The organism is Thiomicrorhabdus cannonii (assembly GCF_013391695.1).
Classification (GTDB): Bacteria; Pseudomonadota; Gammaproteobacteria; order Thiomicrospirales; family Thiomicrospiraceae; genus Thiomicrorhabdus; species Thiomicrorhabdus cannonii.
In genome coordinates this window covers 83,468-108,944 of record NZ_JACBGH010000003.1, presented here as the reverse complement: position 1 = coordinate 108,944, position 25,477 = coordinate 83,468, and the positions used below count along the sequence as shown (strand labels likewise).

Sequence of the window (25,477 nt, the reverse complement as noted above, 5' to 3'; positions counted from 1 at the left end):
AAAGTGAACAGGCCGGGTCAGGCCTTGTAAATATCGTCGATTCCGGCCGGCGGTTTGCGGTAGCGTTTGTAGGCCCACAAATACTGGGCCGGAGCGATCTGCACGCACGCTTCCACCCCGCGGTTAAGCGCGGCCGCAGCCACCACATCATCGTCGGACGCGATATCGGCCTCTGCCGGCAGAAAATGCAATCGGAACCCCTCCGTCCCCGGCAGACGCTCCGCCATCACCAACAGACAGGCACACTGCGCCTTTTGCAGCAGTTTGGCCACCAATGTCATGGTGCGCGCCGGACGCCCGAAAAACGGCGCATAGACGCCGCCGTTATCGCCCGGATCCTGGTCGGGCAGAATACCGGTCACGCCGCTGTGCTTGAGGGCTTTGATAATCTCGCGCACGCCGCGCAGCTCGGCGGGAATATAGTGCCCGCCGAAACGGTTGCGCGAATCGAGCATAAAACCTTCCACACTGGCGATATTGGGCGGACGGTACATGGCGGTCAGCGGATAATGCAGCGCCAGCCAGTTGCCCACCAACTCCCAGGCACCGATATGCGGCCCCAGAAAAATCACACCGCGCCCTTCGGCAATGGCGGCGTCCAACAATGCTTGTCCCTTGACCTCTTTGACCAACGGCATCAATTTGTCTGCCGACCAGCACCACATCGGCCCCAGCTCGGCGGTGGCCATGCCCAGTTGCAACAGACTTTCGCGGCTTAATTGACGCTGCTCAGTCGGATTCAACTGCGGAAACGCTGCCTGAATATTGCGTTCGGTCACCTTTTTATTGCTATTGGGAATCCACCACAGCAGGCGCCCGATAAAACGCCCCAACAGGCGGTTAAGCGACAGCGGCAGCCAGCCCAGAAAACGCACCAGACCAATCAGCAACGCACCCTTGATGCGGTCGCCCCACCCGGCCTGTTGAGATTTTTTGGCGGTTTTTTGGCGCACGCTGCTCACCCGATCTTCTCCTCGGTGGCCGCGTCATCCACTGAATCCTCTGCGGTAAGATGCGCCAGACCGGCATGATTATCGTCGGCAATCAGCGGCTGCATCGCCGTCCACAGATTGGCATAAAGATGTTTGTTCTTTTTCTCCTGCTCTAGCAGCAGCGCCTTGGTTTCGGCGCGCGCCTGCGGCTTGGCATAACAGGCCGGGCAGTTGTCGGGAATGACCGGCAGGTTGGCGGCCTTGGCGAAATCGCGCGTCTGATTCTCGCGCACCCGCACCAGCGGACGGATAATGCGGATATCGCCGTCGTCGTTGAGGTAATGCGCTTTCATGGTGCGCAGCTGACCGGCATTGAAAGCCGACATAATGAAACTTTCCGCCAGATCGTCGAGATGCTGCGCCAAGGCCAGGACATTATAGCCTTCGCGGCGGCACACGGTGTAGAGTTTGCCGCGCTTCTGACGCGCGCAGAAACTGCAGAAGGAGTCGCCTTTCATATGCTGGTTGGCGAGCGCCACCAGGTCTTCGGCTTCATAAAAATAGGGCACGCCCAGCTTGGCGACCCACTCCTTCAGCGGGGACGGATCGAAACCGGGGATTTCCGGATCGATGGTGCAGGCGGCCAACTCGAACTTGATCGGCGCATGACGCTGCAGATGCTTCAGAATCACCAGCAACGCCAGCGAATCCTTGCCGCCTGACAACCCCAGCAATACGCGGTCGCCGTCGCGCAGCATACCGAACTGCGCCATGGCACGACCCACCGGCTTCATAATCGCCTTGGGCGGAATAATCCAGTCTTTGGTGCGCTCTTTTTTACTGGGTTTGGCCGCCCCCTCCACATCCGGGGTGATGGCCAGAGCCGTTTGTTCGACCATAATCTTGCTGTGTCCTTTGCCTTTTTTGAATCCTTATCCCGCGGAGTGAATTTTGAGCAACTCCAAAATCGCCTTGCGCCATGCCTCTGCCAACGCCGGATGTTTCACGACGGACTGCAGTATCAGCCATTCCTTCTCATTATGGTGGTAGAGTTTGGCGCGATACAGGTCGTACACCGTGATGCAACTGAAGGTGCGTCCCAAGGCTTCGGAATAGGGCTCCACCGTCACGCTATCGCCTTTATGCAACAAACCTTCCTGCAGCACGCGGCAGTAAAAACCGACACACCCCTTCTGCGAATAGGCGTTCGGCTCCTGCTCGTCCAGATTCCAACAGGGGGCACGCGGCTGCGACACCTCCAGCAATACACTGCCGATGCGCAAATGATCGCCCAAACAGACCTGACGCTCATCCAGACCTGAAATGGTGAGGTTTTCACCCAAGAATCCAAACGGCTCGCGCAACCCCAAGCGTTCGTATGCCTGGGCCGGCATCACAAACACCGCCTTGTCTTCTCCATCCTGCGGCTTCCCGACTTTAGAATCGCCTTCAAGACCGGTTTTATTGACCCTCACCAGACCGTGAAGCGCCCGGGGATGCACCCCCGACTCCTCACCATCGCGCCAGCGCAATGTTTCTACCGCGCCGACATTAATGGATTCGACCCGCATACGCCCCCCTTATAAGCGCTTGTCCGCATCACTCTTGCGCCGTTTTAATGTCAGGCGAAGAGAGTCGGCAGGTTTTTATAGAGAATAAAGACCCCCATCAGAATCAGGAAAACAGCAAAGCCTTTTTTGAGGTGTTCCTGATTCACTTTACTACTGATTTTATGCCCAAGCCAGCCGCCGATCACCCCTATCACCGAGAACAGACCGATGACACCCCAATCGAGCGTCAGATTCAATGTCTTCAGCACCGACAGGTACTCGATAAAACCGGCAAACGATTTGACCGCAATAATCACCAAACTCGTGCCCACCGCCAGGCGCATCGACAAACCGCCGAGCAGCACCAAAGCCGGAATAATCAGGAAGCCGCCGCCCACGCCGACCAGGCCGGTGACCGCCCCCACAATAAAACCGTCCAATGCGATCTTATACATGGCGCGCTCAACCTGCTCGCCTTCGTCGAGCTTCATCGGCTTATACATCAGGTAAGCCGCACCGATCATCAGCACCGCAAAAATGAGCATCTGCAGCGCATCGGCGACATAATGCGCCAGCCAGGCTCCCGCGACCGCACCGGCCATACCGGGAATACCAAACAAGACGACCGTGCGCCATTTAACCAGCTGCTGACGGGCATAGGGAATGGCCGAGAAGACACTGATGACACCGACGATCATCAAGGAACTGGCAATCGCCACCTTGGTTTCCTGCCCCACCAGATAGGTGAGCACCGGTACGGTCAGAATCGAGCCGCCGGAGCCCAACAAACCGAGGGTAATGCCGATAAAAAGTGCGCCAATCCAAGCTAATAACATCTTTTTTCCTTACAACTTACGCTTTACGTTTCAGAAACACGCCGCTTTCAATGTGGTGGGTATAGGGAAACTGGTCAAACAGCGCCGCTTCCAGCACATCGTGCGTTTGTAAAATGCTTTCCAGGTCACGCGCCAGGGTTTCCGGATTACAGGAGATATAGAGAATATGCTCATACTCCGTGACCATGTGACGCGTCAGATCGTCCAGCCCGGCGCGCGGCGGGTCAACCAGAATCGCCTGAAAAGCGTAACTGGCCAGATCCACCGCCTGCAAACGGTTGAACGCTTTGCCGGCCAGAGCCTCGCTGACCTCTTCGGCGGCCATTTTGATAATCGTCAGGTTTTCCACCTGATTGGCGGCGATATTGAACTGCGCCGAGGCCACCGACGTCTTGGAAATTTCCGTGGCCAGCACACGGCGGAACTTGTCGGCCAACGCAATCGAAAAATTGCCGTTGCCGCAGTATAGCTCGATTAAATCGCCCTGACCATCCAGATAGTTGGCGGCCATGCCGCGCGCCCAGCCGAGCATCTGCTGCGCCACGTAGGCATTAGGCTGGGTGAAGCTGTTTTCCACCTGCTGGTAAACAAAGGTTTTGTTATCCACCGTCAAACGCTCGACCACATAATCGCTGTCTTTGAGGACTTTCTGTTTGCGCGCACGGCCGATCACATGCGTAATCGGCAGCTGCGTTTTCAAACGCGCCACCGAATCCGACCAGGCCGGGTCCTCCTCGATCGGACGGCGGTAAATCAAGGTCACCAGCATCTCGCCGCTCAGGGTCGCCAAAAAATCGACCTGAAACAGCTTGTGGCGCAGTGCGGCATCGGCATTGATCGCGGCCATCAGTTCAGGCATCAGCGCATCAATAGCCTCAATCGCCATCGGACAACGATCCACCCGCACCTTCTGTTTGCTGTCGCCGTCAAACATAATGTAAAAGGATTCGTCACCCTCGTGCCAAACGCGGAACTCCGCACGCGCACGGTAATGTTGCGGAGGCGACGGGAAAACCCTTACCTCGGTCTGCGCAGGCAGCAGCGCTTGCAAACGTGCCACTTTATGGTCAAGTTGCGTTTGATATTCTTCAGGAAAAACTTGGCAGAGCATAGACGTTCCAACTACATGAGGCCACCGCCTTGTTTGCAAAGGCTTGCGCGACACCCGGCTGTTTAAAATCGCTTATTATAACAATTACCTGGCGCCATTGAGACGAACTTGCCGCCCGATATTGCCGCCACATATCGCCGCCCGACACTCCCGGGCAAAAAACCCGGCGATTCGTTCGCTTGCGCCATAGCATTTAAAAAAATAAGCATTTATACTTTAGGGCATTCCCAAACTCCTTAATTCCAGCGGAAACCAACATGCGAGAAGATGTTTTTTTAATTATCGACGACCAGAAATCCATCGCCCTGTTTTTAAAAGATCAACTCGAACAACTCAGCCCACTCCCCGTTCTGACCTGCCACAGCCTGGCCGAAGCCAAAGCCGTTCTCAATACCGACATCAACGTGGTGGTCTGCCTAAGCGATTTACACCTGCCCGACGCGCCGCGCGGCGAAGCCATCGACCTGCTCAACAGCCATCACATTACCACCGTGGTACTGACCGGCAGCTACAGTGAAGAGATTCGCAAGGAGATGTTCCAGAAAAAGGTGGCCGACTACGTCATTAAAGACAGTCCTTCGTCAATCCGTTACGCCTTGCAAACCGTCATCACCCTCTATAAAAACGCGCAACGCACCTTGTGGATTCTGACTTCCGGCAAATCGGCCTACAGCAACAAACTCGTCGGACTGTTACGCATCCACCGTTTTCAGGTCAAACTGTTTGAATCGCCCGAAGAGCTGTCCACCCAGCTGGCAAAATCCCAGCCCGACCTGATTCTGCTTGAAGACGTGGACAACATCCGTCACAGCAACATCTATGAATTCATCAACAAGGTCCGCGAACGCTTCAGCCAGAACCAGCTGCCGATGATGGCCTGCGAACCGAGCGACAACATCGCCACCGCCATCAAGATGATGAAATACGGGGTCAACGACTTCTTCAACACCACCTTCACGGCGGAAGAGCTGTATGTGCGCATCAAGCAGAACATCGACCACGCCAATGCCTACAACGAAATCGAGTACATCTCGCAGCGCGATGCGCTGACCGGCGCCTACAACCGCGGCTACTTCTTCAAGCAAGGCCATGTGCTTTTCAACCAGCTAAAGCAGATGCGCAAATACTTTTTTGTGGTCATGGCCGATATCGACCACTTCAAACTCGTCAACGACAACCACGGCCATCAGAAAGGCGACGAGGCCATTATCTTTATGGCCGATGCGCTGCAAACGGTCTTTGCCGACTTTCTGGTGGCGCGCTTCGGCGGTGAGGAGTTCTGCGTTTTGGGCGAAGCCAAGGATGCCGCCAAAATCGAAGAACTCTGCGCGCAGCTCAGAGTCATGGTGGAAGAGGAGTCACCCAAAAAAGTCGGCATTCCGTTTACCGTCAGTCAGGGCCTGACCTTTTCAGGCGAAGACCTGGAGGGCGCGATTGCACGCGCCGACAAAGCCTTGTACCGCTCCAAAGAAAACGGCCGCAACCGTGTGAGTGTCGAGTTTTAACGTTCAAAAGCCATCCCCCCGCGTCAAAAGCCATTGCAGAAACCGCGCGCCTCTCAGCTGAAATTAGTGCTCAAGTGATAAATCGGGTAAAATAGCCCGATTATTTTTTGCCATTGATGGAATCAGTTATGAGTCAAAGAACCGAACGCCTGCAAACCCTGAAAACACTGCTACAAGAACGCATTGTCGTGCTTGACGGGGCGATGGGCACGATGATTCAGGGCTTCAACCTCAGCGAAGAAGACTTCCGCGGCGAGCGTTTTGCCGACTACCACATGGACATCAAGGGCAATAACGACATTCTGGTCATTACCAAACCGGACGTGATTCGTGACATCCATCTGAGCTTTCTGCGCAAGGGCGTGGATATTCTTGAGACCAACTCCTTCAACGCCACCACCATCGCCCAGGCCGACTACGAAATGGAAGCCCATGTCAGAGAAATCAATCTGGCGGCGGCGAAAGTGGCGCGCGAAGCGTGCGACATTGCGGAATCCGAAGACGGCAAACCGCGTTTTGTGGCCGGCGTTTTAGGGCCGACAAACCGCACCGCCTCGATTTCGCCGGATGTGAATGACCCAGGCTTCCGTAACACCTCTTTTGACGAGCTGGTGACCGCCTACAAACAAGCGACTCACGCGCTGCTGGAAGGCGGCGTCGACACCATTCTGATTGAAACCGTATTCGACACCCTGAATGCCAAAGCCGCTATTTTTGCAGTTAAGGAAGTGGAAAAAGAGGTCGGTTATGAAGTGCCGATTATGCTATCTGGGACAATTACGGACGCCAGTGGAAGAACCCTTTCCGGTCAAACCACCGAAGCCTTCTACAACGCCGTCGCGCACGCCCAACCGCTGTCGGTCGGCCTAAACTGCGCCTTGGGACCGGAAGAGTTGCGCCCTTACGTGCAGGAACTGAGCCGCGTTTGCGAAACCTACGTTTCCGTACACCCCAATGCCGGTCTGCCCAACGAGTTCGGCGAATACGACGAAACCCCCGAACAGATGGCCGCCGAAATCAACCATTGGGCGAAAAACGGCTGGATCAATATTATCGGCGGTTGCTGCGGCACCACGCCCGACCACGTTGAAGCGATGGCCAAGGCCGCGCAGGCGCATCCGCGCCGCGAACTGCCAGACGTACACCCGGCCTGTCGACTTTCCGGTTTGGAACCGTTGAACATCGACGAGAACACCCTGTTTGTGAACGTCGGCGAGCGTAACAACGTCACCGGTTCGGCGCTGTTCAAGCGTTTGATTATCGAAGAGAACTACGAAGAGGCGATTGAAATCGCCGTCAAACAGGTGCAGGACGGCGCGCAGATTATCGACGTCAATATGGACGAAGGCATGTTGGACGCCAAGGCTTGCATGGTGCGTTTCTTGAATCTATTGGCCTCGGAACCGGAAGCGTCGCGCGTGCCGATTATGATCGACTCCTCCAAATGGGAGGTCATCGAAGCCGGTCTGAAATGCATTCAGGGCAAGGGCGTGGTCAACTCCATCTCGCTGAAAGAGGGCGAAGAGAAGTTTATCGAGCAGGCCAAGCTGGTCAAACAATACGGCGCAGCAGCGATTGTCATGGCGTTCGACGAAACCGGACAGGCCGACACGCTGGCGCGCAAAATCGAAATCTGTCAACGCTCTTACGACGTGCTGACCCAGAAAGTGGGCTTTTTGCCGCAGGACATCATTTTCGACCCGAACATCTTCGCGGTGGCGACCGGCATCGAAGAACACAACAACTACGGTTTGGATTTCATCAACGCGGTCACCTGGATCAAGGCCAACCTGCCGCACGCCAAGATTTCCGGCGGTGTCTCCAACGTCTCCTTCTCGTTCCGCGGCAATAACCCGGTGCGTGAAGCGATCCACTCAGTATTCCTCTACTACGCCATCAAAGAAGGCATGGACATGGGGATTGTCAACGCCGGTCAGATGGCGATCTACGACGACCTGCCCGAGAAACTGCGTTTGGCCGTTGAAGACGTGATTTTGAACAAAGACCCGGAAGCCGGCGAACGCTTGCTGGAAGTCGCCGCCGAATTCCGTGGCGATGGCTCTGCCGCTGGCAAAGAAGCGGATTTGGCGTGGCGCGATGCACCAGTCGAGAAACGCCTGGAACATGCCCTGGTCAAAGGCATTACCGACTTTATCGAAGCCGATACCGAAGAGGCCTATCAAAAACTAGGCTCCGGCTTGAGTGTAATTGAAGGGCCTTTGATGGACGGCATGAACGTGGTCGGCGACCTGTTCGGCTCGGGCAAAATGTTCCTGCCGCAGGTGGTGAAATCGGCACGTGTGATGAAGCGCGCGGTGGCCTATCTTGACCCTTACATTCTGGCCGCCAAAACCGAAGGCCAGGCCAATGGCAAGATCGTCATGGCGACCGTTAAGGGCGACGTGCACGACATCGGCAAGAATATCGTCGGCGTGGTGCTGCAGTGTAACAATTTCGAGGTCATCGACCTGGGCGTCATGGTGCCGGCCGAGAAGATTCTGGATACCGCCATCGAACAGGGCGCCAACGTCATCGGCCTGTCCGGTCTGATCACCCCGTCTTTGGAAGAGATGGTGAATGTCGCCAAACTGATGGAAGAGCGCGGCATGAACCTGCCGCTGCTGATTGGCGGTGCGACCACCTCCAAAGCGCACACGGCGGTCAAGATAGAACCGCAATATTCGCACCCGGTGGTTTACGTGAAAGACGCCTCGCGCGCGGTGGGCGTGGCGCAAAGTCTGATTTCCAACGAACTCAAAGCCGATTTTGCCGCCAAAATCAAAGCCGAGTACGAACAGGTGCGTGAAGAGCGTAAGGCACGCGCCAAAGAGGTCAAACGCATCCCGATCAACAAGGCGCGCGAAAACCGCATCGAAATCGACTGGAACGGCTACCAGCCGGTTAAGCCTTCCTTCCTCGGCACACGCGTGATTGAAGACTTCCCGCTGGAAAAACTGCTGGAGCGTTTCGACTGGTCGCCGTTCTTCCAGTCCTGGGAACTGCACGGCCTGTTCCCACGTATTCTCGACGACCATGTGGTTGGCGAAGAAGCGCGCAAGGTCTATGCCGATGCGCAGGCGATGCTCGAGAAAATCGTTGCCGAAAAATGGATTACCGCCAAAGCCGTCTACGGCTTCTATCCCGCCAATGCCATCGGCGACGACATCGAAGTCTATACCGACGAGTCGCGCAGCGAGGTGCTGACCGTACTGCACAACCTGCGCCAGCAGGCGGAGAAAAAACGCGGCGGTTACAACCAGTGTTTGAGCGATTATGTGGCGCCCAAAGAAACCGGTATTGCCGATTATGTTGGTCTATTCGCGGTGTCCGGCGGGATCGGCGTGGATGAAAAAGTCGCCGAGTTTGAAGCCGAACACAACGACTATGAGTCGATTATGCTGAAAGCGCTGGCCGACCGTTTTGCCGAAGCCTTTGCCGAAACTTTGCATGAAATGGTGCGCAAGACCGAATGGGGCTATGCGCCGGACGAAGAGCTGAGCAACGAAGAGCTGATTAAAGAGAAATATCTCGGCATACGCCCGGCGCCCGGCTACCCGGCCTGTCCGGAACACACCGAAAAAGGCACGATCTGGGAACTGCTCAAACCGGATACCGCCATCGGCCTGCAAATCACCGAAAGCTATGCGATGTATCCGACCGCGGCGGTTTCCGGCGTTTACTTCTCGCATCCGGAATCGAAATACTTCGGTGTCGGCTCCATCGGCCGCGACCAGGTCGAAGACTACGCCAAACGCAAAAAATGGAGCATCGAAGAAGCCGAGAAATGGCTAGCACCGAATCTGGGTTACGATCCGGAAGATTTTGCGCAGTAGACTGCACCTGCCGTTTCTCTGGCTGAGTGGTTCGGTTTTAAATCGTCAAGGAGTTCTTATGTCGCAGCGCACTTGGTTAAATATTATGGGATTTACCGCCGCAATGGCGGCGCTGGCAGGCTGCACCAAAGTACCGGACAAGGTTGAGCCGGTGACCCCTTTTGAGCTGAACCAATATTTAGGCAAATGGTACGAAATCCCGCGTTTGGATCACTCGTTTGAACGCGGCCTGAGCGAGGTAACCGCGACCTATTCGCTGCGCGAAGACGGTGGCGTGCGCGTTATAAACCAAGGCATTGACGAAAATGGAGAGGCCAGTTTGGCCGAAGGCAAAGCTTACTTTACAGGCGCGAGTAATCGTGGTGCCTTAAAAGTCTCTTTTTTTGGCCCTTTTTACGGCGGTTACAATGTGGCGATGCTGGACAAGGAATACAGCATGAGCCTGGTGATTGGCCCAAACACCGATTACGCCTGGATTTTAGCACGCTCCCCCAATCCGCCTAAAGCGCAGTGCCAGGCGTACTCGGATAAAGCCAAGGCGATCGGCGTTGATACCCAACAGTGGATTTGGGTAAGAGAGTGCCAATAACCATCCGCCGACACTGATAAAGAATCGGGGCCAGAATGAAAAATTCTTTTCCGTTTTCCCCAGCTTCAAATTCCACTGGCTTCTTTTTAGCCAACCTTTAAAATAGCGCACGCGACCATGTCGGTCGTTTCTTGAGATTCGATATGCCACATCTAAGCCGCGCCGCGCTATTTCAAACCGCCCTGTTTACATTTTTGTCGATGGTCGCTTTCGCCACCAACGCGATTGTCTGCCGATGGGCGCTTGACGGTCAGCTGATCGATCCGGTGAGCTTCACCAATTTACGGCTCGGTTCGGCCGCGGCGATGCTGTTTTTGGTGATGCTGTGGATGTCACGCCGGCAATCCAACACGGTTTTGCGGGCTGAAAAAACAACCCATGCCAGCAGAGGCAGTTGGCGATCAGCGGTGGTGCTGTTTGTCTACGCGATTACATTCTCTTACGGTTATGTGGCCATCAGCACGGCAAACGGCGCTCTGATTCTGGCGGTGGTGGTGCAGTTGACGATGATCGTTTATGGCGTTCGGCAAGGCCACAAACTTCACGCGGCGGAGTGGATCGGCGTGGCATTGGCGTTGTTCGGTCTGCTGTATTTGGTCTACCCGAAACTGAGCACTCCGTCTTGGTGGGGATTGGTGATGGTGGTCATCTCGGCCTACACCTGGGCGCTGTACAGTTTGTACGGCCGCAAATCGCTTGATCCTCTGCGCGATACCGCGTTCAACTTTTACCGCACGCTGCCGCTGGTGGCGCTGGCTACCGTCGTCAGCCTGTTTTTTCTGCCGAACATTCATTTTACGGCCAAGGGAATCGGTTTGGCGCTGTTTTCTGGCGCGGTCACTTCGGGCTTGGGTTATATCTTGTGGTACAAGGCGTTGACCAATCTTTCCCCGAGCATGGCTTCCACCTCGCAACTGCTGGTGCCGCTGCTCGCGGCCGTCGGCGCCAACTGGCTGTTGGCAGAACCGATTACTTTGCGCTTTATCTTGGCCGCCCTGCTGATGCTCGGCGGCATCGGTTTGGTTATTATCGGTCGCAATCAACACCGCAAAGCGGTACTGCAAAAAACCAACGCCGGATAACGTTACTCTAACCCCGGTTATGTTCAGTATTTTCAGGATGGCGATGCGCAAATCGAAGATGCAGCCGCATCAGAAACAACGTGATGATGTTAGACAGGTGGCAATTGATTGGAACGAGCAACCCGAGGGCAGCTATGCTCCCGACAATGAGCGTGAGAGCATAGGAATCAGGCTTTGAGAAAGGCCTAGCGAACTGAAAGCATTGGCATCAAAATTTCAGCTGCCAGAATCACCGGAGCGGCGGCAAGTAATACGCCGATTGCGCCGTATTTAATCGCCATGCGGCTTTTTGAAGGTTTTGATTGGGTGTTTTGCATATTATCAGACATGGAATATCCCTCTACCGAGTTGAAAAAAGCGCCACTATAAAGCATTTATTTATGGCCTTCCGTTGGTAATTTTTATCCCACCCAAAAATAATTCAATACCCAAACAAATCGATAAACCTGCGGCCCGCAGCCATCTTAAATAACCGGCAGCCCGGTGGTTGTTCCCAGCGCAACACGCTTTAATTTCGCGCTGAACCAAGCTACGAGTCGTTAATATTACAAAAGGCATCCACTTTCTTGGCAAGGGTCTTGCCTTTTCTCTTTCATTGGCGTTTTGGATGCCCTTATTCTGACCCCGGTTTCGTTCTATTCCGGCGTTGGATTTCACGCTGGGTAAACAGATAAAGCTGTTCAACTTTCTCACGCGCCCAAGGCGTTTTGCGCAAAAAAGTCAGTGCCGATTTTAGCGTTGGATTGTTTTTAAAACAGTTCATCGGCGCTTTTTGCGCCAGTCCCTGCCAACCGCCATAATAGTCATGCAATTCGCTGACAATGATTTTGAGGGTAATGCCGTGCAACGGATTATTGCGCTGGCTGGCACTCTGCTCCAGACGAGGCGGCGAATTCGAAGCCTTTGACGATTGGCCCTCCGACTTGTTCTGCGATGATTTATGCGATTTATCCGTCATTTTCCGGCTCCTAAAAAATAATCGGTTTCAGAGTAACGTTAAATTTACGCCTGCTCCTGCAAAACTTCCCAATGCACTTCGCACTCGCCTTTGGCGGTGGCGATGTACGCCGAATTGCCGCTGATCGTCACCGAAAAATCCATGGTGCGCTCCAACATGGCGGCAAACGTCTGGATTTCGTTCCAGTTAAAGCGACAAACATCGGCAGCCAGTTGACCGAACTGCGCCTTGCCCTGCTCCCACCAAACATCGGACTTGGTGTTGAAGCTATAGACTTTTGTCTGTTTGGCTTTGCGGGTGGCTTTTTTCATGCGCTCAAAAGCGGGTTCGCCCACATCGACCCATAGGGCAATCTGGTCATCCAGGGTGGTGACTGAAATCGCCGGATCATCGACCTCACTCAGCCCCGCCCCAAAGCTCAAGCCTTCTTGCGCATTGATGCAATAGGCTAGCAGGCGCGTCATCATGCGCTCGTCGTTTTCCGAGGGGTGTTTGGCCACCGTCAGACTCAAGGCGTCAAAATGGGAACGGTTGAGGTCTGACAGCGAGATTTTGAATTTATAAACGGTTGGTTTGAGTGCCACAAAATACCCTTTTAAGATTACAACACAGTAAACAGGCGCACATCATGCCACAAAAAAGCGCCCTATTGATAAGAGCATCGACAAAGGGGCGGCAACGGCTTAAAACAAATCGGCAAGTGCAAACAAAAACGATTTTCAATTAATAAATTGCTTTAGCTTCAAACTGTCTCTGCTGTAGAATAACGCCTTAACCATACAAATAATGTGCAATTTACGTCTGCGGGCTGAACGGCCTGTTGGTCATGGCGATTTATGAATCAAACCCGATCAAACAATAGCATTAAACGAACCATTCTTGTCGGCGCAATGACAGTGTCATTGCTGTTATTTGCGGTTTCCTACCTGTTTTCGTCGAAGCTGTTCGAGCACGCCATCAGCAACAACAGCCATCAGAACGCCGCCACCTTCTCGCGTCTGACGTTTGACAATATGTACCAGATCATGAGCCAGGGCTGGAGCCGCGAGCAGCTCAACGAATTCATCAAGCAGACCCAGGATACCTACCGCCTCTCCAATATTCAGATCGAACTGTATCGCAGCCGCCTCGTGTCTGCACAATACGGCGAATTCGACCCGCACGAATCGCTCAATGCGGTGCAGCTGGACCGTCTCGATTCGGTTTTCGCCAGCGCGCAGGAGTCGGTGGAACTGCGCGACAATATTCTCGACAGCATGCTGCCGCTCCAGGCGGAAACGCGCTGCCTGAGCTGCCACAGCAACGCCAAGGTCGGCGACGTGCTGGGCGTGATGCATTTTCGCCAGGATATGGCGAGCACACTCAACGCCGCCAATCAGAATTTTTTGATGTTCTTTTTGCTGCTTCTGCCGCTGCCGATTCTGATTGCCTACTTCATCAGCCATAAACTCAGCGATTTTATGCAACAGGTCATACAGGCCTTGCACGAAAAAATAGAGCATGTAGACAAGGTGCGCGACCTCAAGGAGATTAAACCCTCCGAACTGCTTTCAAAATATCAGGAGCTGGAAAAACTGGGGCAAGAGTTTGAGCAGCTTGCAGAAAAACTGCAAACCATCGCGGTGGATCGCGACATTCTCGAATTTGAAATCAAACTGCTCGATAAGTTCATTATCACCTCCGAGGTGGTGCGCGACTGGAAAGAGCACGTCAACCAGATGATTCTGGAGATCACCAAGATTTTGCCGATGTACGCGCTGTTTGTGGTGTTCCGCACCGATGACGAAGAGCGTTTCGGCATGGAAATATTTTGGGCAGGCCGGCCTTCGGAAACCATGCGCGACCACTTCCAGAAGATTGCCGAAGCGCGCATCAACGATCACCCGATCCTCAAACAGAATCCCACGGTAGATATTCACCACTCCATCGCCAACCCCGACTTGCACCTGGAATATGTCGAGGAAGCGATCGACCTGCAAACCAAGAGTCTGATGCTCGAAACACCGCGCGTTGGCGGCGTGGTGGGCATCGGCATTCAAGGCTATAAACAGGATTTGACGCGCACCATTGTCATCGAAAGTATTCTGACGACCCTGGTGAACGTGGTCGGCTCGATCAAAGCGATCAACAAATACACCCGTGATCTCGAATACTATGCCACGCGCGACCCGCTGACCAACCTCTACAATCGCCGCGTCTTTCAGGAGTTGCTGGATTACGAAATCCACCGCGCCGATCGCCACAATTACGCCTTCTCGCTGATGATGATCGACTTTGACAATTTCAAGTTCATCAACGACCGCCACGGCCACGCCTTCGGCGATCAGATGCTGCAGGGCTTTGCCCGCGAACTGCAGAAAGCGTTGCGCAGCGAGGACGTACTGGCACGCTACGGCGGAGACGAATTCTGCATCCTGCTGCCTGAAACCGACAGCACTCAGGCGCACCATCTGGCCGAACGGGTGATGACCAGCATTCACCATATCGAGGAGATCTCTCCCAATATGGAACGCGTCCACCTGACCTGCTCGATCGGCGTGTCGAGCTATCCTGAACATGCTAAAACACCGCAGGATCTCTACATCGTCGCCGACAACATGATGTACAAAGGCAAGGCGAACGGCAAAGACCAATATTGCGTGCCCGATGCGCACGAACTGGCCGAACTCTACCGCCGCAACACCGAAAAGAGCGCGTTCTTACTACAGGCGCTGGAAGACGAGAGTTGCATCGAGCCGCATTTCCAGCCGATTCTGGCTTTCGCCGACCACAACCCGCATATCGCCGTGCATGAGCTGCTGATGCGCATCCGCAAAGACGGAAAACTGATTCCGGCTGGCGAGTTTATCGATGTGGCGGAAAATATGGGCATCGTCCACAAACTCGACTACCTGCTCATCAAAAAAGCTTTCCAGGCGGTGCGCGAGCAGCATTACGAGGGGCTGCTATTCATCAACCTGTCGCCCAAGGCGCTGATTCTCAACGAATTTATCAACGAGGTCAAAACGCTGGCCAGAGAGTACGGCATCCGCCCCAACCGCATTGTTTTCGAGATTACCGAACGGGAAACCGTGCGGAATATCAGCCTGCTGGAAAAGTTCGTCCGCGAGCTCAAGTTCGAGGGCTTTATGTTTGCCATCGACGATTTCGGTTCGGGCTTCTCTTCTTTCCATTATCTGAAACGCTTCCCGATTGATTACCTCAAAATCGAGGGCGAATTTATCTGCAACATGGTCACCGACCGCATCGATCTCGCGTTTGTGGAAAGTGCGGTGACCTTAGCCAAATCGATCGGCATCAAAACCGTGGCCGAGTTTATCGAATCCCCCGAAGTGCTGCGTGCCGTCCATGAAAGCGGCATTGAATTTGCACAAGGTTATTTTATCGGCGCGGCACAACCGCTATTCCTGCAAGCCGTGCCCGATCAGGTTCTCGATGCGCTGCACGCCGACCAAAAAGATCGCCTTTAAAACTCAACAGGCCGGGTAGCGCGGCTATCGGGCCGCGCGGAACACACCAAAAAGGGCATTATTTGGGATATAATTCCGAAGATTCCGCCAACGACTCTTTTTGAATGGGCCCGACGAGAGCGCATAATAAAACCAGCTTCCCTTATTTTTCCTGCGCTGCAAAACTCACCGGCCTCATCCTCAAAGAGCAATCTGCATCAAATTAACTTCTTGAAAATACGTAAATTACAGTACAATAAAACCCTAAGCGTAGCCAATGCCAGTATCACATTTCAGGGAGATACGCCTAATGAAAGCCAGAACACTGACAATCTTTACGATGCTATGGGGCTTCTTGTTCTTTGCGGCGCCATTTAGCACACAGGCACAAACCCAACAGCCGGAATTTCAGGAAGTGATTGCCACCCCCGCCCTGTTAGAACAGTTGAAAGCCGGGGGCTATGTTATCTATATGCGTCACGGCAACACCGACAACAGCCGTCCCGACCGGGTGCCGAAAGTAGATTTGAACGATTGCAGCACACAGCGTGTGCTTAATACCAAAGGCCAGCAGGTGACCGAAACGGTCGGCGAAAATATCCGTAAGGCGGGAATTCCGGTGGGTGACGTGTTTGCCAGCCCGATGTGTCGTGCCAAAGATTCCGCTGCGAACGCATTTCATCGTTACGCCATAGAAATCGGGCTGATGTACTCCGGCAGTATGACAACCGCCGAAAAAAAACCGGTGATTGCCAAAACGCGCAGTTTGATTTCCGCCCCGGTGCCCGCCGGGACCAACCGCTTTCTGGTAGCTCATGCGCCTAATATCATGGATATGATGGGATACTTCCCGGAGGAGGCCACTTTGGTTATTTTTAAACCCAAAGAGCATGGCCAATATGAATACCTTGGCAGCATCCGCCCACGAGACTGGACTGTACTGCTTACACAGCCCTAAAACCTAATGAAGGGTTAATTGCATTATGCTGCGACCAAGTTATTCGGCACTTCTGCTTTTTTTACTGCCTGCCTTGATTGTGCTCATCTTGGTCGCAGCCATAAACGCATTTAGCCTGACCGAGTTCTCTCGTGTTCAGGAAAACAGCCAGCAAAACGTCAAAAAAATCGTTGAAGAACTCAGACAGACCATCGGTTTCATCGAGTCGGTCGGCCAACAGTACAACCTCTTAAATCAACTGCTTGAACAAACCCATGAAGGCGCGCTCAGCCATGCAGAGGCCTATCGCATTCACTCCCACATGGTCGATGAGCTGGCCGAAACCGAGCAGAATCTCAATGAGCTGCGCCAACACTTGGACTCACTGCACCTGGCCAATCTTGACCTCAATCATTGGCAAAAAAGTTTCATTAACTTTAAAAACTTTACCCTGATGGCTTCCGACATCGTCGCGATTGACCCGCAGACCTCCAAAAACTACATCCAGTCAGCACAAACGGAATATTTTAAATTCGTCTACCAGTCCAATTTGCTATCGAACACACTTTCCGAATACACCGATACAACGATGCAACATGCCAGCCAACGTACCCAGAAGGCGCTGAACTCGATTTATTATCTGGGATTTGCAGGTTTTGTACTGGCCTTTGTAATAGCCCTTTTTTCCGCCTCGCGACTGACGCGCTATTTACAAATCATTCTTTCCTCCTTGCATGAACTGGCCAATATGAAACAAGAGGTTCCCCGACTTGAGGCCGTTGACCGTATGATTCGCCAGACCAACGGCGAGCTACGCCTGCTTGGTGAATCAGTGCTTAAATTCAAAGAGAGTTTGCTGCTTAATCAGGAGGAGGAACAGCGCGTTTTCCGCCTCGCTTTTTTTGATGAATTAACCGGCCTGCCCAATATACAAATGCTGAATAAAGACCTGGAGGGTGAACTTGAAAAAGCGCGCCGCAAAGCTCTTAAAGGCGTACTGATCAAACTCAACATCAACCGCTTCAAGGTGTTTAACAACGCGCTGGGCTATAGTTTCGGCGATGAAATACTCGCAGATTTCGCCAAACGCCTCCGCCAATTTTCCGACTACGACTGTAAATGCTATCGCGGCAGTGCCGATGAGTTTTTTATTTTGATTCACCCCACGGTGATACCGCACGATCAGAAAAAAATGCTGCTTGATACGCTCTCGGCAAAAATCCAAGGTCTGGTCGCCGAGCCTTTCAAAATCAAGCAGGAAAGCTTTTCGCTGACCTGTAATCTGGGATTAGTGACCTTTCCAGATTCCAGCCACGACTCCGCACAGGACATCATCCGTAATGCGATGATTGCATTACACAAATCCAAAGAGTTCGGCAGTGGTCAGAACGTCATCTATCAGGCCGAACTGTCGCAACAGGTCAGCGACTATTTTGCGCTGGAAAAAGATCTGGAAAAGGCGATTGAAGAAAATGCGCTAGAGTTCTATCTGCAGTCGCAGATCCATCCTTATGACGGCATTGCCCGAGCGGAAGCGCTGATTCGCTGGAAACACCCGACGCGCGGCTGGGTTGCCCCCGACCTTTTCATTCCGCTTGCCGAACAGTCAAACTTGATTATCGCCATCGACAAATGGATGCTGTCGCAAGTCTGCGCATTCCTTGTGGAGCAAAAACGGCACGACAAGATTTTCCGCATTTCCATCAACCTTTCCGGCCACCACCTTCTGCACCCCGGGTTTGTCGATAATCTAGAAACCATTTTTAACCAGACCGGTGTCGACCCGCAACAACTCACATTGGAAGTGACGGAAAACATCTTTTTAAGCGATTACGAAGCCGTCATCAACAAAATGCAGCGTTTAAAGCAGCTCGGCGTGCATTTTTCGATTGACGATTTCGGCACCGGCTACTCTTCGCTGTCCTACCTGAAACGCCTCCCGGTGGATGAAATCAAAATTGACCGTTCCTTCATCCAAAACATCACCCACAAGCAGGAGGATCTGACCCTCGTCAAGGCCATGTTTGAACTGGCCGACACCTTCGGACTCAATGTCGTGGTCGAAGGCGTTGAAACCAAAGAACAGGAAATCATCTTGCAACAACTGGGCACGCCGATTATTCAAGGCTATCTCTATGCCAGACCGATTCCGCACCAAATGTGGCTGGACACCCACCCATCCGCATAACCCTACCCGGCCTGTTCAGTTTTTTTAACCCTCTTTTATCAGCCTCAATAAATCCCGCTTATCCCTTTTAAAAAATCCTTGTTTTGACAGCCCGCCGAAAACGCAACAAAATAAGCGTCATCATAAAAATAATTTATTAGGAAATACTAATGGAAGTGGTTGTTTGGGCCGGATGGCTTGGAGGAATCGCCATCGGTTTTTTTGTTATTCTGCATTTTTGGCTCATGGGCAAACCGGCTGGCTGCTCAACCGGCTATGGCAATGTTTGCGGCTTGATCTGCAAGAAAATGCAGTACTATCAGCAAGGCGAATACAGCAATCTCAACAATACCAAACTGTGGTTTTTGATCGGAATTCCGCTGGGTGGGTTATTGAGCGCGCTGGGGGCGCCTGGTGAATGGCATATGAGCTTTGACATGGGCATGTACGAAGCGATTCTGCCTCAGTCGGACGCAGCCAAGGCACTCTGGCTAACGTTCGGCGGCATGCTGCTGGGATTCGGTGCCCGCCTCGCCGGGGCTTGTACGACCGGTCACGCGTTGGTAGGTGGCGCCATGATGAACCCGCCGAGCCTGCTGGCAGGCGCGGTGTTTTTTATCAGTGCCATGGTCACCACCCAACTGCTCTTTAATTTCTGATAGTTTCTGATTGGACAGACATTGAACATGTATAAATTTCCGATTTTTAAAAGCATCAAGCTCTTCCTGATCTCGTTCAGCTTTGTTTACCGCGCCAATTTTCTGGCGCTGTTGATGGGCGTGCTCTTTGGCTTCCTGATGAGCCATGCCGGTGCGACCACCTATGACTACCACGCCAAAATGTTCCTGCTGATCGACATGCAGTTGATGGAGGTCATCGGTTCCGCTGTGGTTGTGGCCATGCTGGGCGTTTGGCTATTGAAAAAATTCCACGTGCGTGCAGTTACAACCGGCGAAGAGGTGGATTTTGTCAAAAAACCTTATCAGAAGGGGCTGATTGCCGGCGCCTTGCTGTTCGGTATCGGCTGGGCGATGACTGCCTCCTGCCCCGGCACGGTGCCGGCCATGATCGGAGAGGGCAAAATGGGGGCCTTATTCGTGCTGGCAGGACTTCTGTTGGGAACCATGGCCTACGGTGTACTGCAAACCTTTGTGTCCAACAACGGCCGCCTGAGGGACACGCTAAAAGACGGCTGCGATTAAGCTGTTCGTAAGCGTTTTTCAGGCCGAACCATTCTTGCAACCCCCTGAAAATTCGCCGTTGCCATAAAACATTCACCAAAGGCAACGGCAAAATTCCGCTTTTAGTCTATAAATTCCTTTAATTTTCATTATAATACCCTCTTTTTCAAACACTCAGGTTCTAAGCGATTGTTTTTAGAACGGTTTAGACATTCAACCGCCTTAAACGACACACTCGCCCATCAGTCGGCCTGAGCTAGCATAAAGAGCACCCCTGCATGACCACACAACACATCCGCAATATAGCCATTATTGCCCACGTTGACCATGGTAAAACCACTCTGGTTGACCAGCTATTGCGTCAATCCGGCACACTGGACGTACGTAAAGACACCGGCGAACGTGTCATGGACTCCAACGACCTGGAAAAAGAGCGTGGAATCACCATTCTGTCCAAAAACACGGCCATTAAATGGAACGACTTCCGCATCAACATCGTGGATACCCCAGGCCACGCGGACTTCGGCGGCGAAGTGGAACGTATCCTGTCGATGGTTGACTCGGTATTGTTGTTGGTGGATGCGGTTGAAGGTCCGATGCCGCAGACCCGCTTTGTAACCGAAAAAGCGTTGAAACAAGGTTTGAAACCGATTGTGGTCATCAACAAAATCGACCGTCCTGGCGCACGTCCTGACTGGGTTCTGGATCAGACGTTCGACCTGTTCGACCGTTTGGGTGCGACTGACGAGCAGATGGATTTCCACGTGCTTTATGCTTCCGGTCTGAACGGCTTTGCCGGTTACGACGAAACCGTACGCGAAGGCGACATGACACCGGTCTTTGAAACCATCATCGACAAGGTATCCCCTCCTGATGTTGATCTGGGCGGGCCATTCCAGCTGCAGTGTATCTCTTTGGATTACGATAACTACAAAGGCGTTATCGGTACTGGCCGTATCAAGCGTGGTTCAGTACAAGTGGGTATGCCAATCACTATCATTGATGCCAAAGGCAACTCTCGTCGCGGCAAAATCGGTGAACTGTTCGGCTACCACGGCCTGCAACGTATTAACGTTGACGAAGCGCATGCTGGTGACATCGTCGCTTTCAGCGGTTTGGATCCTCTGAATATCTCCGATACTTTGTGTGATCCTAACCACCCTGAAGCTCTGCCTCCGGTGAGCGTTGACGAACCGACCGTAAGCATGACATTCCAGGTTAACGACTCTCCATTCGTCGGTAAAGAGGGTAAATTGCTGACGTCACGTCAGATTCGTGAGCGTTTGGACAAAGAATTGTTGACCAACGTAGCGTTGCGCGTAGAAGACACTGAAGATGCTAACCGCTTCCGCGTTTCAGGTCGCGGCGAACTGCACTTGTCTGTTTTGATTGAAACGATGCGCCGCGAAGGTTTTGAAATGGGCATTTCCCGTCCGGAAGTAATCTTCCGTGAAATCGACGGCGAAATCCAAGAACCTTATGAAAACCTGACGGTTGACGTTCCAGAGGAATCGCAAGGGACCATCATGGAAAAACTCGGTATGCGTAAAGCCGAGATGGTTGACATGGTACCCGACGGACACGGCCGCGTGCGTATCGACTTCGTGATCCCTTCACGCGGTCTGATCGGCTTCCGTACCGAATTTATGACGGCCACCCAGGGTGAAGGCTTGATCTTCTCGAGCTTCTCTCACTACGGTCCTAAATTCTCCGGTTCTTTGGGTGAGCGTATCAACGGCGTGCTGATCTCCAACGGCCAAGGCAAGGCATTGGCGTTTGCGCTGTTCAGCTTGCAGGATCGCGGCCGTCTGTACATCGGTCACGGTGACGAAGTGTATGAAGGTCAGGTCATCGGTCTGCACACCCGTTCAAACGATTTGACGGTAAACCCGCTGAAAGGCAAGCAGCTGACCAACATGCGTGCATCTGGTACGGATGAAGCGTTGATTCTGACTCCGCCAATCCGTTTCTCGCTGGAACAGGCATTGGAATTCATCGATGATGATGAGTTGGTTGAAGTCACGCCGAAGAGCGTACGTATCCGTAAGAAACTGCTAACGGAAAACGACCGTAAACGTGCAGGACGTTCTAAAGAGTAATTCAGCGCCCGCTGCTGCTCTTAAAACCGGCCCAAGAAACCTCTTCGGCCGGTTTTTTTGTATCCAAAATCCGCTATCCTTGCGGTAAACTGTAGCCATTATTTGAGCTGGAAATGCCTATGACGCCTTATGACTGCCTCTATCCCCCTATCGAACCCTACTCGCAGCACAGCCTGCAGGTGGATGCCACGCATACCCTGCACGTTGAGGAGTGCGGCAATCCGAACGGTACGCCGGTACTCTTTATTCATGGCGGTCCGGGCGGAGGCTACAGCGCCATTCATCGCCAGTTTTTCAATCCCGACAGCTACCGTATCGTACTGTTTGATCAACGCGGCTGCGGGCGCTCCCGCCCGCACGCCTGCCTGACCAACAATACCACCGCTCACCTGATTGAAGATATCGAGAAAATCCGCCGCCATCTGCAAATCGACAAATGGGCCCTGTTTGGCGGTTCCTGGGGTTCCACGCTGGCGCTGCTCTATGCACAGGCGTATCCGGAACGGGTTTCGGGCATGATTCTACGGGGCATCTTTTTATGCCGCAAAACCGATCTGCACTGGTTTTACCAACAGGGAGCGGACCGCATCTACCCCGATTTCTGGCAGGATTACATCGCGCCGATTCCCGTCGAGAAACGTCACGACCTGATTGCCGCCTACCATGAGGTGCTGACCGGCACCGATGAAATCGCGCGGATGCGCGCCGCCGAAGCCTGGTCTGTCTGGGAAGGACGCACCTCTACGCTGCAACCCGATCCCAACCTGATCAACCACTTTGGCGACCCTTTCCATGCGCTGGCGATGGCGCGCATCGAGTGCCACTATTTCTACCATGAGGCGTTTATCGAAGAGGCGCAGATTCTGCACAACGCCGCCGTCATCCAGCATATTCCGACCACCATTATCCACGGACGTTACGACATGGTCTGCCCGGTGAACCAGGCGTTTGATCTGGCAGAACGGCTGCCGAATGCCAAACTGGTCATCTGCCACCATGCCGGCCACTCCGCCTTTGAACGCGAAATCTGCGAAGCCCTGCTGCAAGCCACCGACGATTTCGTCAATGTCGGAGGCGTCGAATGATCTGTTTGTTGCAGCGCGTGACCCAAGGCAGGGTGGAGGTTGCCGGAGAAACCATCGGCAGCATTTCAACCGGCCTGGTCGTTCTGGTGGGTTTCCAGCCGGCCGACAATGCCGAAACCATTGCCAAAATGACCCACAAGCTGCTGCATTACCGGGTATTTGCCGACGAGAAAGACAAGATGAATCTGAATGTCCAGCAAGCCAATGGCGAACTGCTGCTGGTGCCGCAATTCACACTGGCGGCCGATACGCGTTCCGGCTTGCGTCCCAGCTTCAGCAGCAGCGCACCACCGAATCAAGCCAGCGCACTGTTTGACGATTTTGTGGCTTGCGTCAAGACACGCTACCGCTCCCCGCAATGCGGCCGTTTCGGAGCGGATATGCAGGTCAGCCTGACCAACAACGGTCCGGTCACCTTCTGGCTGGAAGTTGCATGACTAAGTCCGCCTTCCACGCCATCTCCTTCGCCCATCTTGATGCGCTGCACGCTGCCATCAGCAGCAAATTGCCGCCGATATTGCACACCTATATCAGCAACAGCGCAATCAATCTGGAGAATCTCAGCAACGCGTTTGCCGTGCAAGACTGGTCGCAGCTCGACCGGGAGTGTCACCGTCTTAAAGGCAGTTCCGGCAATATCGGCGCCTTGAAACTGCCAAGCCTCTGCCAGCAAATGCAAAATGAACTGCAAACCACAAAAAATACTCATCAAATGACCCAAATTCTTTCAATGATTCAACGGGAGAATTCGGCGATAATAGCCGACTTACAAACCTTTTTAGATTCGCTCTGATCCATGAGAGCTTCACTCGTGCAAAGCTCTCGCATAGAATTTCAGCCAAGGAGAAGGCCATGCACTATCAAGTGACCGAAGACGAAAAACGCCGCGCCAAAACGCCGCATCATATCTTCAATATCAATGTCATTATCACCCACCTGTTTATCTCGATGATCGTTCTGGAGATCGGCCAGACCGTCGAACTGCTGCTGGTGCCGGTCATCTCTTCGCTGGTCATCGCCTACCTCTTCTTCAAGCGTAAACAGGTGATTGCCAACGACACCTGGTTTGTGGCATCGCACTGGACCATGGCATGGCGTCGCGGACGTATCCTGTTGATCAGCTACGGCATCGCCATCGCCATGGTGTTGATCTACACCCTGATTGACGCGATCTTCCCGGGTGGCTTCAGCATGAACGATTTCTCTATGGAAGGCGGACAGACCAATCTGGGTGAAATCATTACGCTGCGCTTTGCCGCCGTGGTGATCTTTGTGGCGGTGCTGATCACCTTTATGCAGACCGGCATTTCGGTTTACGATGCCGGCAACGGCATCTCCAATCCGGCCATCGCCAAATATCTGCCGCGCGGCGAAAACGCCAATGCCGAGCTTGGCAATGGCGCGGATGAAGCCAACCCCAACGAAAAGAGCGGCGCATGAAGCAGACTAAAAAACGCGGTATTCCGCCTTTCCTGATCGTTCTATTCGGTTCTTTTGCGCTGCTGGCGCTGTTTATCTGGATGCAGCCGCAACGTGAACCGCTGGATGAAGCACAGCTGCCGTGGAACGCGCGCTTTGACGAGCAGGGCCGTTTGCACACCCTTGGCGTGGTGCTGCAGCAAACCACACTGCGTGAAGCCATGACGATTTATGGCAAGGATGTGGAGATTCGCCTGTTCACCGACCATGACGGCAGCAATAAAACCGCCGAGGCTTATTTTCCGGCGATTTATATCGGCTCAATCAAAGCGGCCATCGCTGTGCGTCTGCAGGTGCCTGCGGAGGAGTTGGAGGTAGTCTATAACCGCGGCGCCAAAATCAGCCCGACCGGTTCGGGTGCCAAGGAGATCAAACTCGCCTCCGACGACAATCTGGCCTTCCTCGATAAAACCATCGTCAGCGCCACCCTGATTCCGCGCAATAATCTGACGGAGCGCGGCATTGCCTTGCGCTTTGGTGAACCGGAACGCAAGGAAAAGCAATCTGACGGTCTGGACCATTGGTTCTTCCCCAAACTGGGGCTGGAAATGATCATCGACCCTGAAGGGCCGGAGGCGCTACAATACAGCGCGCATTAATCTCGGGTTCTGCATAAACAACAAAGCCTCGGTTGCAGCATAGCAACCGAGGCTTTTTTATGGGCAGCAACCCTACCCGGCCTGT

The 25,477-nt window shown here is 53.4% G+C and carries 23 protein-coding genes; 15 read left to right on the top strand and 8 right to left on the bottom strand.

The features are described 5' to 3' along the window. Positions 1 to 17 precede the first annotated feature (17 nt). From HZ297_RS05045 to trmA, 5 genes are all read right to left on the bottom strand, one after another. Positions 18 to 962: an LpxL/LpxP family acyltransferase gene (locus HZ297_RS05045; protein ID WP_178861912.1), complete on the bottom strand. Its 945-nt coding sequence runs from the start codon at positions 960 to 962 to the stop codon at positions 18 to 20. Next, positions 959 to 1,726: a tRNA 2-thiocytidine biosynthesis TtcA family protein gene (locus HZ297_RS05040; RefSeq protein WP_246261664.1), complete on the bottom strand. Its 768-nt coding sequence runs from the start codon at positions 1,724 to 1,726 to the stop codon at positions 959 to 961. Before HZ297_RS05040 ends, HZ297_RS05045 begins: the two co-directional genes overlap by 4 nt. A 138-nt stretch (positions 1,727 to 1,864) precedes the next feature. Next, the gene (locus tag HZ297_RS05035; RefSeq protein WP_178861910.1) at positions 1,865 to 2,503 is read right to left on the bottom strand and encodes an MOSC domain-containing protein; all 639 of its coding nucleotides are present in this window, start codon (positions 2,501 to 2,503) and stop codon (positions 1,865 to 1,867) included. Between the two features lie 50 nt (positions 2,504 to 2,553). Then, positions 2,554 to 3,318, bottom strand: coding sequence for a sulfite exporter TauE/SafE family protein (locus tag HZ297_RS05030; protein WP_178861909.1), 765 nt, complete (start codon positions 3,316 to 3,318; stop codon positions 2,554 to 2,556). 16 nt (positions 3,319 to 3,334) lie between these two features. After that, positions 3,335 to 4,429, bottom strand: a complete 1,095-nt coding sequence (gene trmA / locus HZ297_RS05025; RefSeq protein ID WP_178861908.1) for a tRNA (uridine(54)-C5)-methyltransferase TrmA — start codon at positions 4,427 to 4,429, stop codon at positions 3,335 to 3,337. Between the two features lie 257 nt (positions 4,430 to 4,686). Between trmA and HZ297_RS05020 the strand changes: the two genes are divergently transcribed. The 4 genes from HZ297_RS05020 to HZ297_RS05005 all read left to right on the top strand — a co-directional run bounded on the left by HZ297_RS05020 (position 4,687) and on the right by HZ297_RS05005 (position 11,438). Beyond that, positions 4,687 to 5,934: a GGDEF domain-containing response regulator gene (locus HZ297_RS05020; RefSeq protein ID WP_178861907.1), complete on the top strand. Its 1,248-nt coding sequence runs from the start codon at positions 4,687 to 4,689 to the stop codon at positions 5,932 to 5,934. Between the two features lie 128 nt (positions 5,935 to 6,062). After that, positions 6,063 to 9,767 carry a methionine synthase gene (gene metH, locus HZ297_RS05015; protein WP_178861906.1) on the top strand — a complete coding sequence of 1,235 codons (3,705 nt, stop codon included), beginning with the start codon at positions 6,063 to 6,065 and terminating at the stop codon, positions 9,765 to 9,767. A 58-nt stretch (positions 9,768 to 9,825) separates the two neighbouring features. Beyond that, complete coding sequence (locus HZ297_RS05010; RefSeq protein WP_439333572.1) at positions 9,826 to 10,356, top strand: lipocalin family protein; 531 nt, start codon at positions 9,826 to 9,828, stop codon at positions 10,354 to 10,356. A gap of 143 nt (positions 10,357 to 10,499) precedes the next feature. Next, entirely contained in the window at positions 10,500 to 11,438 is a 939-nt protein-coding gene (locus tag HZ297_RS05005; RefSeq protein WP_178861905.1) for a DMT family transporter, read from the top strand. A 185-nt stretch (positions 11,439 to 11,623) separates the two neighbouring features. On the opposite strand, the gene HZ297_RS05000 is transcribed toward HZ297_RS05005, so the two are convergent. From HZ297_RS05000 to HZ297_RS04990, 3 genes are all read right to left on the bottom strand, one after another. Next, positions 11,624 to 11,767 (bottom strand): hypothetical protein, encoded by a 144-nt coding sequence (locus HZ297_RS05000; protein WP_178861904.1) that lies wholly within the window; start codon positions 11,765 to 11,767, stop codon positions 11,624 to 11,626. 284 nt (positions 11,768 to 12,051) lie between these two features. Continuing rightward, the gene (locus HZ297_RS04995) at positions 12,052 to 12,396 is read right to left on the bottom strand and encodes a VF530 family protein (RefSeq protein ID WP_178861903.1); all 345 of its coding nucleotides are present in this window, start codon (positions 12,394 to 12,396) and stop codon (positions 12,052 to 12,054) included. Between the two features lie 44 nt (positions 12,397 to 12,440). Beyond that, on the bottom strand, positions 12,441 to 12,980 hold the full coding sequence (locus HZ297_RS04990) for a YaeQ family protein (RefSeq protein WP_178861902.1): 540 nt from the start codon (positions 12,978 to 12,980) through the stop codon (positions 12,441 to 12,443). A gap of 312 nt (positions 12,981 to 13,292) precedes the next feature. Between HZ297_RS04990 and HZ297_RS04985 the strand changes: the two genes are divergently transcribed. From HZ297_RS04985 to HZ297_RS04935, 11 genes are all read left to right on the top strand, one after another. After that, positions 13,293 to 15,866 carry an EAL domain-containing protein gene (locus HZ297_RS04985; protein ID WP_178861901.1) on the top strand — a complete coding sequence of 858 codons (2,574 nt, stop codon included), beginning with the start codon at positions 13,293 to 13,295 and terminating at the stop codon, positions 15,864 to 15,866. A 289-nt stretch (positions 15,867 to 16,155) separates the two neighbouring features. Further along, entirely contained in the window at positions 16,156 to 16,803 is a 648-nt protein-coding gene (locus HZ297_RS04980; protein WP_178861900.1) for a histidine phosphatase family protein, read from the top strand. Between the two features lie 25 nt (positions 16,804 to 16,828). Continuing rightward, positions 16,829 to 18,970, top strand: a complete 2,142-nt coding sequence (locus HZ297_RS04975; protein ID WP_178861899.1) for a putative bifunctional diguanylate cyclase/phosphodiesterase — start codon at positions 16,829 to 16,831, stop codon at positions 18,968 to 18,970. 149 nt (positions 18,971 to 19,119) lie between these two features. Then, positions 19,120 to 19,608 (top strand): YeeE/YedE family protein, encoded by a 489-nt coding sequence (locus HZ297_RS04970; RefSeq protein ID WP_178861898.1) that lies wholly within the window; start codon positions 19,120 to 19,122, stop codon positions 19,606 to 19,608. 27 nt (positions 19,609 to 19,635) lie between these two features. Then, entirely contained in the window at positions 19,636 to 20,151 is a 516-nt protein-coding gene (locus tag HZ297_RS04965) for a DUF6691 family protein (protein ID WP_178861897.1), read from the top strand. Between the two features lie 257 nt (positions 20,152 to 20,408). Continuing rightward, positions 20,409 to 22,229 carry a translational GTPase TypA gene (gene typA, locus HZ297_RS04960; RefSeq protein WP_178861896.1) on the top strand — a complete coding sequence of 607 codons (1,821 nt, stop codon included), beginning with the start codon at positions 20,409 to 20,411 and terminating at the stop codon, positions 22,227 to 22,229. A gap of 119 nt (positions 22,230 to 22,348) precedes the next feature. Then, entirely contained in the window at positions 22,349 to 23,314 is a 966-nt protein-coding gene (pip, locus tag HZ297_RS04955) for a prolyl aminopeptidase (protein ID WP_178861895.1), read from the top strand. Then, positions 23,311 to 23,751, top strand: a complete 441-nt coding sequence (gene dtd / locus HZ297_RS04950; RefSeq protein ID WP_178861894.1) for a D-aminoacyl-tRNA deacylase — start codon at positions 23,311 to 23,313, stop codon at positions 23,749 to 23,751. The genes pip and dtd overlap by 4 nt, the downstream gene beginning before the upstream one ends. Beyond that, positions 23,748 to 24,107, top strand: coding sequence for an Hpt domain-containing protein (locus tag HZ297_RS04945; RefSeq protein WP_178861893.1), 360 nt, complete (start codon positions 23,748 to 23,750; stop codon positions 24,105 to 24,107). Before dtd ends, HZ297_RS04945 begins: the two co-directional genes overlap by 4 nt. A gap of 59 nt (positions 24,108 to 24,166) precedes the next feature. Beyond that, positions 24,167 to 24,754, top strand: coding sequence for a hypothetical protein (locus HZ297_RS04940; protein ID WP_178861892.1), 588 nt, complete (start codon positions 24,167 to 24,169; stop codon positions 24,752 to 24,754). Continuing rightward, positions 24,751 to 25,392, top strand: coding sequence for a type 2 periplasmic-binding domain-containing protein (locus tag HZ297_RS04935; protein WP_178861891.1), 642 nt, complete (start codon positions 24,751 to 24,753; stop codon positions 25,390 to 25,392). Before HZ297_RS04940 ends, HZ297_RS04935 begins: the two co-directional genes overlap by 4 nt. Positions 25,393 to 25,477 lie beyond the last annotated feature (85 nt).

Coding starts and splice junctions, on each gene's coding strand:
- HZ297_RS05040 (WP_246261664.1), bottom strand. CDS start 1,726: ATGAAGCCGGTGGGTCGTGCCATGGCGCAGTTCGGTATGCTGCGCGAC.
- HZ297_RS05035 (WP_178861910.1), bottom strand. CDS start 2,503: ATGCGGGTCGAATCCATTAATGTCGGCGCGGTAGAAACATTGCGCTGG.
- HZ297_RS05030 (WP_178861909.1), bottom strand. CDS start 3,318: ATGTTATTAGCTTGGATTGGCGCACTTTTTATCGGCATTACCCTCGGT.
- trmA (WP_178861908.1), bottom strand. CDS start 4,429: ATGCTCTGCCAAGTTTTTCCTGAAGAATATCAAACGCAACTTGACCAT.
- HZ297_RS05020 (WP_178861907.1), top strand. CDS start 4,687: ATGCGAGAAGATGTTTTTTTAATTATCGACGACCAGAAATCCATCGCC.
- metH (WP_178861906.1), top strand. CDS start 6,063: ATGAGTCAAAGAACCGAACGCCTGCAAACCCTGAAAACACTGCTACAA.
- HZ297_RS05010 (WP_439333572.1), top strand. CDS start 9,826: ATGTCGCAGCGCACTTGGTTAAATATTATGGGATTTACCGCCGCAATG.
- HZ297_RS05005 (WP_178861905.1), top strand. CDS start 10,500: ATGCCACATCTAAGCCGCGCCGCGCTATTTCAAACCGCCCTGTTTACA.
- HZ297_RS05000 (WP_178861904.1), bottom strand. CDS start 11,767: ATGTCTGATAATATGCAAAACACCCAATCAAAACCTTCAAAAAGCCGC.
- HZ297_RS04995 (WP_178861903.1), bottom strand. CDS start 12,396: ATGACGGATAAATCGCATAAATCATCGCAGAACAAGTCGGAGGGCCAA.
- HZ297_RS04980 (WP_178861900.1), top strand. CDS start 16,156: ATGAAAGCCAGAACACTGACAATCTTTACGATGCTATGGGGCTTCTTG.
- HZ297_RS04975 (WP_178861899.1), top strand. CDS start 16,829: ATGCTGCGACCAAGTTATTCGGCACTTCTGCTTTTTTTACTGCCTGCC.
- HZ297_RS04970 (WP_178861898.1), top strand. CDS start 19,120: ATGGAAGTGGTTGTTTGGGCCGGATGGCTTGGAGGAATCGCCATCGGT.
- HZ297_RS04965 (WP_178861897.1), top strand. CDS start 19,636: ATGTATAAATTTCCGATTTTTAAAAGCATCAAGCTCTTCCTGATCTCG.
- typA (WP_178861896.1), top strand. CDS start 20,409: ATGACCACACAACACATCCGCAATATAGCCATTATTGCCCACGTTGAC.
- pip (WP_178861895.1), top strand. CDS start 22,349: ATGACGCCTTATGACTGCCTCTATCCCCCTATCGAACCCTACTCGCAG.
- dtd (WP_178861894.1), top strand. CDS start 23,311: ATGATCTGTTTGTTGCAGCGCGTGACCCAAGGCAGGGTGGAGGTTGCC.
- HZ297_RS04945 (WP_178861893.1), top strand. CDS start 23,748: ATGACTAAGTCCGCCTTCCACGCCATCTCCTTCGCCCATCTTGATGCG.
- HZ297_RS04940 (WP_178861892.1), top strand. CDS start 24,167: ATGCACTATCAAGTGACCGAAGACGAAAAACGCCGCGCCAAAACGCCG.
- HZ297_RS04935 (WP_178861891.1), top strand. CDS start 24,751: ATGAAGCAGACTAAAAAACGCGGTATTCCGCCTTTCCTGATCGTTCTA.